General features: G+C 37.6%; 3 protein-coding genes and 1 pseudogene. All 4 read right to left on the bottom strand.

The genetic code is table 11. The features are described from left to right. Positions 1 to 3303 (bottom strand): annotated as a pseudogene (locus ACFIK1_RS05140) (hypothetical protein); the annotation flags it as partial. A gap of 437 nt (positions 3304 to 3740) precedes the next feature. Then, the gene (locus ACFIK1_RS05135) at positions 3741 to 4238 is read right to left on the bottom strand and encodes a hypothetical protein (RefSeq protein ID WP_375633131.1); all 498 of its coding nucleotides are present in this window, start codon (positions 4236 to 4238) and stop codon (positions 3741 to 3743) included. A gap of 133 nt (positions 4239 to 4371) precedes the next feature. Continuing rightward, positions 4372 to 4614, bottom strand: coding sequence for a hypothetical protein (locus ACFIK1_RS05130; protein WP_375633132.1), 243 nt, complete (start codon positions 4612 to 4614; stop codon positions 4372 to 4374). 414 nt (positions 4615 to 5028) lie between these two features. Then, positions 5029 to 5433: YadA-like family protein (locus ACFIK1_RS05125; protein WP_375662237.1), on the bottom strand; the 405-nt coding region annotated here is incomplete at its 5' end.

Genomic DNA, 5433 nt, shown 5'->3' with positions numbered 1-5433 from the left:
TTGATTTTGGATATTCGTGATAGAAGTATCAACAGCATTAAAAGTAGATTCAAAATCATTATGTGGCTTACCCTGAATAGTGTAAGTGGGAGCCTTACCGTTAGATATATCTGCACCACCACCAAAATATTGTGATGTATTTTGAGAAATTTTTTCTAGATCATTCGTAACAGTGTTAACATTCTGATTAGTAGCAAAGAGCTGCGAACCATTTACTGCATCGGTTGAATCTTCAGAAATGTCTCCATTGGCAAGAAACTTAATTTTGCTATTGGTTTTTTCCTCTCCATGCTGTGCCACAAATGCTTGCTCATCATTACTCCACAATAGAGAATCTTTAGAAACACCCTCAATTTTCTGAGTAAATTCATTGGCTACATGTGTTAAGCGGCTATTCACATTGTTGATATTGTCATCAAGCCCTGTCAAAGCGTCACCAACATTATTATGGTCTTTAGATACTGCTACGCCATCTTCAGAAATGCGCGATAAATGATAGAGCGGACCGAACAAAATACCGTCGCTAAATTCCGCATTCCCACCCAAAATGTTTGCTACATCTCCAGATATTTTTTCAATCTGCCTACCATTGATAGCATCATGCGAATCTTCAGCAATTTTCCCATCTTTAACATTATGGAGGGAAACTGGTGCTGTAGTCTTATCACCACCCAAAGTTATGCTATTATAATTAACGGTATCGTTTTCTTTATCATAGAGAACTGCAGCAGCACTTGTAAGATTAATATCATTAGAAATCTTCTCTATACTTTTATCAAGCTGGGCTTTGTTAACAGCTTCATCATTTCGCTCTGCAGCTTTTACACCAGAAATTGTACGAGCATCACCAGATTTGTTTGCAACATTAATTTCTGTCCCCCCCGTTATCACACCAATGGTAATAGTACCTGCATCTCCTTCCTGCTTAACAAGGCTATTCTTTGCTGCATTAGTGATTTGATTTTGGATATTCGTGATAGAAGTATCAACAGCATTAAAAGTAGATTCAAAATCATTATGTGGCTTACCCTGAATAGTATAAGTGGGAGCCTTACCGTTAGATATATCTGCACCACCACCAAAATATTTAGATGTATTTTGAGAAATTTTTGCTAGATCATTCGTAACAGTGGTAACATTCTGATTAGTAGCAAAGAGCTGCGAACCATTTACTGCATCGGTTGAATCTTCAGCAATATCTCCATTGGCAAGAAATTTAATTTTGCTATTGGTTCTTCCCTCTCCATGCTGTGCTACAAATGCCTGCTCATCATTACTCCACAATAGAGAATCTTTAGAAACACCCTCAATTTTCTGAGTGAACTCATTAGCTACATGTGTTAAGCGACCATTCACATTGTTTATATTCTCATCAAGCCCTGTCAAAGCTGTACCAACATTATTATGGTCCTTAGTTACTGCTGCACCATCTTCAGAAATGTGCGATAAATGATAGTGCGGACCAAACAAGATACCGTCGTGAAAGTCCGCATCACCACCAAAAATACCTGCTATATCTCCAGATATTTTTTCAATCTGGCTACCATTAATTGCATCATTCGACCCTTTTGCAATTGTACCAGCTTGTACATTATGGAGAGAAACTGGTGCCGTAGTCTTATCACCACCCAAAGTCACGCTATTATAATTAATGGTGCCATCTGCATTTTTATCATAAAGAACCGCAAAGTTATTTGCTTCTTTAATGACCTTAATACTGTCCGTGATATCTGCAATTTCACCATCAAGTTGTTTTTTATTAACGGCTTCATCATCCTTAACTGCTTCTTTCACACCGGAAATTGCACGAGCATCACCTGATTTGTTTGCAATATTAATCTCTGTGCCTTCTATTTCCTTACCGATGATGATACGATTTGTCTCTTCTTCTCGCTTAACAAGGCTATTGCTTTTTATAGTGTCAACAACATCTGCAATCTGACCATCGAGCTGTTGTTTATTAACAGCGTCGTTATTGTTTACAGCAGCCTTCACACCGGAAATTATCCTATCTTCACCCGATTTGTTTGCAACATTGATTTCAGAACCACCTGTTTCTATACCAATGGTGATACGACCTTCTTCTCCACCATCTTGCTTAACAAGACTATTTGCTGCTATTTGATTTTTTATCTCTTGTAGCTGCGCAAAATTCACTGCATCATAAGGTTCTTCCCCAGCTGCCACTCCTGTAATCTGCTTATTGCCAGCATCAATACCATCCACAGTTATTCTAGCCCCATCAGCAAATATAATGCCATCATCACTTATAGAGCTTCTCCCAGCGGTAACTCGTTCCACTGTAATATTGTTAGCTAGATCAAATTTTACATTATTGTCTTCCGCACCTTTTGTAATCTTAAGGTTATCACTTGCAGCCGACAAATCTACCGTGCTCGTTATACCAATCGTTGTGGCATTTTTACCCCCAATAGATAGCTGCCAACCTTGGTCTACGTAAGTTTTTAACGCTTTTAGCTGTGCAACATTAACGGCATCGGTAGAATAACTACCAGCAGCCACTCCTTCAAGCTGGCGTGTTACCTGATTTTTATAATCACCAATAGTTGCTGCATGCGCAGTACTTTTCCATACCTCACTGTTTTTATTTTTTTCGCTTAGCTCGATAGGACTGTAACCGCTAGCGCCAGCAAGCGATGTAGTCGAAGAACCGTCCCCAAGAACAACATTGCCATACGCCCGCGTTTCAGCCGCACGCGTTTCAGCATTCTTATCTATAACAATAGCTCCATTACCATCAGCCCTCACCTTTGAGGAGTAATCATTCGCGAATGTATATTCCCCAATGCTATCTTGATTATCATATACGGAACCTATCGCAATACCGTCTAGCCCTGAAGCGCGAGCCATAGAGTTTATAGTAAAACTTTTCTCTTTTGCCGTATATTTCTCTGGATCTAAAACAACAGCTTTTTTAGCCCTCTTATCCCTTTTTGAATCAGAAACGAGCGTGCCATTCGCTGTGAAGATGTTTTGCGCATCTTCCCATGCAAATTTTCCGTCGGCTGTTAAAACATTTATTACAGAATTATAACCATCCATACCACTGTTATAATCATCATACGCAGAAATAGTACTTTGCGGATAAACTACAGCGGCATTCTTCACATTTTCAAGAGATGCCTTTGTTAAATCGAGATTTGCTGAAAAAACAGGAGCAGCATTCGATAAAAATAAGGCAACCGCAGTTCCTAACGACGCTACTTTAAACAATGATGATCGACAATGTGAGCGAGAAAAACTCAAATCACGCAGATTTTGTGTAGTGTATAATTTTTTCATAATACCCCCTTCATAATAATAGATTAAAAACACAAAAAAGGTATAATCTAGAGCCCTAAAGCTTTCTTATTTCCCTTGCATGTCCGCGCTCTTACAGCCTGTGTTTTTAGGACATAAATAAAATTAAGACGTAAGCTGTTGTTTCTGCAACGCCTTTAGAGGGTAATTAGGGGTAGGTTCGTGAAAGTCAATTTGAGGAAGGTAAAAAAATACTTAATATTAGAATGGATTTTGTTTTTCTATCAAAGGTTGCATGTCGTTTTTAGCTTTGATCTCTTTGAAAGAAATATAATTTTTGTACCTATTGATTATCCGCTTAGGCATCAGTTTATTTTTCGTGAATAAGATTTTTTATTTCATTAGAGGATTTATGAAAGCTTTTTACTAAATGCCCCATCTATATCCTTACTAATGGTAATGTGTCTCGTTGCTATATCCTATTTTACAAAAATACTCACTGCTACTTGTTCTTTTATTCCCTTCAGTTGTGAAAAATTCACTGCATCAGTATTGCTAGTTCCTTCTGCAACATTTGTTACTTGTTTACTTGCCGCATTAATACTACCGGTGGTTATTTGTGGGACATCAGTAATTACTAAGCCTGTTGCATCTACTTTTGTTTTTTCTCCTAATGTTATGCTTTTCAATGCTATATCATTAGCCAAACTCAATATGAGCTTATTTTCATCGTCCTTATCTCTTTTAACCCTGAAGTTACTTACTCCAGATGAAAAATTTATTGTACTATCTAGCACCCATATCTTTAACTTCCTCACCAGCAATAAACAGTTTCCACCCTTTTTTCTTACAACTTCTTCTAAATCCTGCAACTGTCTAAGGTTCACTGCATCGGTAGGTTTGCTACCAGCTGCTACGCCTATAATTTGTTGCATTATATTCTTACTAGGAACACCAATACTTACTGCAACTTTCATACTTTTCCATTGAGATTCAGGGTTTTTAGCCGGTCCTTGCAGAAGAGACGTATACCCAAAAACGCCATCAGCCCTACCGGACACAGAGTTGTTCCCAATAGCCCCCCATCAACCGTCACTTTAGAATAAGAACCTAAAGCGATACTTCCAACCCCATTTGCTTTTGAATAGAAGCCCATAGAAATAGCTTCTTGAGCAAATGTATATGCACGGAGTAACCAAGTGAAATCGAACCATATTCTAAAACTTTAGAAACAGCTCCCACTACTGTTGAATAATCACTCTTCGAAAGAGTATAATCATTTTCCCCGTATTCGCTCTTCTTATTATATTCACTACCTATTGCGATACTGCTTTTCTCTAAAGCGTAAGCCATATTACCTACAGAAACGCTCCATTCTTTTTCCGTTTGCGCTCCACTACCCTAAAGCAATACTTGTGTTTGGAGTACGTTGCATATCTGTAGATCATTGCATTATAAAGCATACGTTTAAAACTATACGAAAATAAAAGCTAAAACTGTCTCCTTTTAATAAAGGGTATATTCGTATTGACATTGCGTGAAGCATTTTAACAAATCAAAATAATAGCAATCAATTTTTTGAATCTTTACCACTAAGGTCTTTTATTCTCAACAAAGTTGTCAGAGGCTTTTTATATTCGGATTTTATATAATTACGGGAGTTTTATACATTTAGAATAGCTTTAGAGAGCTCTGGAAAAAGATAAAAAATTTGCCTTTTTCTTATTTAAGAAAAGGGCAAATCAATTTTATGGATTTAGTCGTTTATTAGTTGAGTATCACATTAACCCCTGCACTTATACCCCAGTGACCTCCAGAAGTGGTAATTGACAAGTTGGAACCAATATCACCGTTCTCTGAAGTATAACCTGCACCAAAAGCAAAAGCAGATTGACTACGCCATAAACCACTACCAAATGCGATTGTTAATTTTCCAGGAATATCACTATAGCGTAAACCAGCTACCGCTAAACCAACAGCTGCTGCTTGTCTTGCCTCTTTTCGAACATCCTCAACAGCATAATTTAATGTCGAAAACTTCATATCCGTATACGAATTAGCCTCATTAACTCCATCTTTTACAATATGAGAAACTTTCTCATCCGTATACTTATTGGCATCTTCAAGAACTATCTTCATCTGCTCTTCAGTATAATCATGCAACTGACCACC

It is taken from the genome of Bartonella sp. OC16QHHD, from assembly GCF_042194035.1.
In the GTDB taxonomy this organism is placed as follows: Bacteria; Pseudomonadota; Alphaproteobacteria; order Rhizobiales; family Rhizobiaceae; genus Bartonella.
Note: the sequence above shows the minus strand (reverse complement) of the source record. Positions and strands in the feature narration are given on the sequence as shown.